We start from the raw sequence: 2,415 nt of genomic DNA, 5'->3' as shown, positions 1-2,415 counted from the left end.
ATCTACTATTTGCTGTACTAGAGCTTTGCGCTTATTGAAAATATCACGATCGTGGTCGCGGATAATAAGTTGTACCACTGTATTTTCTACATCTCCAGAAATATCAGTAATGTGATAAAAACCTTCACGACCTTCAGTACGAGCAGGTATCTCGTCAGCAGGAAGCGCATTAATAAACTGATTAGCAACAAGCATTGAGTTAATCATCTTGTTTTTAGCAGTCCCTGGATGAACGTTTTTCCCTTTGAAGTGAATCTTAGCTCCTGCAGCATTAAAACTCTCGTATTCAAGTTCGCCTATTTGTCCACCGTCCATCGTATATGCCCAGTCAGCCGCAAATTTCTTAACATCAAATTTATGCGCTCCTCGTCCTATTTCCTCATCCGGAGTAAAACCTACGCGTATCTTGCCGTGCTTGATTTCTGGGTGGTGAACAAGGTATTCCATAGCGGTCACAATTTCGGCAATCCCCGCCTTATCATCAGCTCCTAAAAGGGTAGTACCATCGGTTGTGATAATAGTATTGCCTTTGTAGAGCAATAAATCTTCAAAATAAGAAGGTGATAACACTATATTTTGTTCCTTGTTAAGAACAATATCGCCCCCATCATAATTTTCTACAAACTGTGGATTTACATTCTCTCCTGAAAAATCAGGTGAAGTATCGAAGTGAGAGATAAAACCAATAGTAGGAACCTCATAGTCTACATTTGATGGTAAGGTAGCCATTACATAGGCATTCTCATCTACAGTCACGTCTTGCAAACCGATGGCTTTTAGTTCTTCTACCAATAGGTTTGCCATATTCCATTGCTTTTTAGTACTAGGAGTTGTTGAACTCTCAGGGTCTGACTGAGAATCTATTTTTATGTACTTAATAAAACGATCTACTAAATTTTTCATTATATTATAGTTTTTAATTCTTTATTCATTTGCCAATTGGTTAATCTTCCAATATTTTCTTTCTTCTCAATTCAAAATTCCTTCCAAGATATACCTTCCTCACCATCTCATCAGCTGCCAATTCCTCTGGCACTCCAGATTTAAGAATCCCTCCTTCAAACATCAGGTAAGTGCGGTCAGTAATAGCAAGAGTTTCCTGGACGTTGTGGTCTGTGATGAGAATACCTATATTCTTATCTTTGAGTTGTGCCACTATACGCTGAATATCCTCCACTGCTATAGGGTCTACTCCCGCAAAAGGCTCATCAAGCAGGATAAACTTCGGACTAGTAGCTAAGGCACGAGCTATCTCTGTACGGCGCCGTTCACCCCCTGAGAGCAAATCTCCTCGGTTTTTTCGGATATGCCCCAAGCTAAATTCATCTATCAGCTCATCTGTTTTGCGTTGTTGCTCAGCTTTTGAGAGCTTTGTGAGTTGCAATACGCTTTTGATATTGTCTTCTATACTCAATTTTCTGAATACCGAAGCCTCTTGCGCCAAATAGCCTATTCCACTTTGGGCGCGCTTGTACATCGGGTAATGAGTAATCTCTGTATTATCTAAAAAGATAGTACCTCCATTAGGTTTGATAAGTCCTACTATCATATAGAATGACGTAGTTTTACCAGCCCCATTAGGTCCTAGTAGCCCAACGATTTCACCTTGATTTACTTCTAGCGAAACCCCTTTCACTACTTTCCTACCTTTATAGATTTTGATAATATTATTTACTATTAATTTCATATATTAAAACGAAAAGCGATAAGGTATTTCGTTGAGTTCTGTCTCTAAATCTACCCAATCATACACCTCAGTCACAAGACTGTACACCATCTCTTCAGTAAGTACTTTACCTGCGTAAATATCTGAAATTGTTTGTTCAGACATCGTTTCTTGTAGATAAGCCTCTTCTCCTAAGTAAGCTTGCGCCCACTCTTTATATACAGCAGGGTTAGTAGTGATTTTGTCAAACTTATCAATATGCTCCTCTACAGCAAAATTCTCTATACAATACCAAGTTTCACCATCTAACGAATAAATAACAAACGGAATATCACTCTCTGTAAAATTCTTGCGATAATAAGGCAAAAAGACTTTAGGAAGTTTCCTTTCTAAATCGTGATTATCACCTCCTTTACTATCTTCAGCACTCGATGAAGGTACTATTATGCACGCCTTATCGACAAAGTAGAAAGAAAGTGAAGATCCATCTTCATCTTCAAAGCCATGCCCCCATTGGGCTTCATAGCCATCATATTCTTCTTCATTTGCTTTGTAGTACGTATGATATACCTCATACTCGTGACCACAAATAATCCAGTCTAACACAGCTTGTCCTTTGCAAAGCTGTTTCAACGTTTTCACGTTGGGTAATTGCTGTAAGTAGGTATTACAATCCATTAAAATATTAAGTTACCTTGTTTTGTTCTTTTTTTAAAACGTATGCCGAAATAAATATACTCACTTCGTAT

3 protein-coding genes are annotated in these 2,415 nt (G+C 38.3%); all 3 read right to left on the bottom strand.

What is annotated here, in order from left to right; translation table 11 throughout:
- The coding region (gene pepT, locus HMPREF9074_RS11065; RefSeq protein WP_034540833.1) for a peptidase T at positions 1-903 on the bottom strand (903 nt) is incomplete at its 3' end.
- Between the two features lie 40 nt (positions 904-943).
- The gene (gene lptB, locus HMPREF9074_RS11060) at positions 944-1,687 is read right to left on the bottom strand and encodes an LPS export ABC transporter ATP-binding protein (RefSeq protein WP_009391145.1); all 744 of its coding nucleotides are present in this window, start codon (positions 1,685-1,687) and stop codon (positions 944-946) included.
- Between the two features lie 3 nt (positions 1,688-1,690).
- On the bottom strand, positions 1,691-2,344 hold the full coding sequence (locus HMPREF9074_RS11055) for a hypothetical protein (protein ID WP_009391143.1): 654 nt from the start codon (positions 2,342-2,344) through the stop codon (positions 1,691-1,693).
- Positions 2,345-2,415 lie beyond the last annotated feature (71 nt).

The organism is Capnocytophaga sp. oral taxon 329 str. F0087 (genome assembly GCF_000213295.2).
Lineage (GTDB): Bacteria > Bacteroidota > Bacteroidia > Flavobacteriales > Flavobacteriaceae > Capnocytophaga > Capnocytophaga leadbetteri_A.
The sequence above is the reverse complement of the archived record's forward strand: the minus strand, read 5'-3'. Positions and strand labels throughout refer to the sequence as shown.

What these genes read in the sequence shown, in the direction of transcription:
- lptB (WP_009391145.1), bottom strand. Translation starts at nt 1,687, where the DNA reads ATGAAATTAATAGTAAATAATATTATCAAAATCTATAAAGGTAGGAAA.
- HMPREF9074_RS11055 (WP_009391143.1), bottom strand. Translation starts at nt 2,344, where the DNA reads ATGGATTGTAATACCTACTTACAGCAATTACCCAACGTGAAAACGTTG.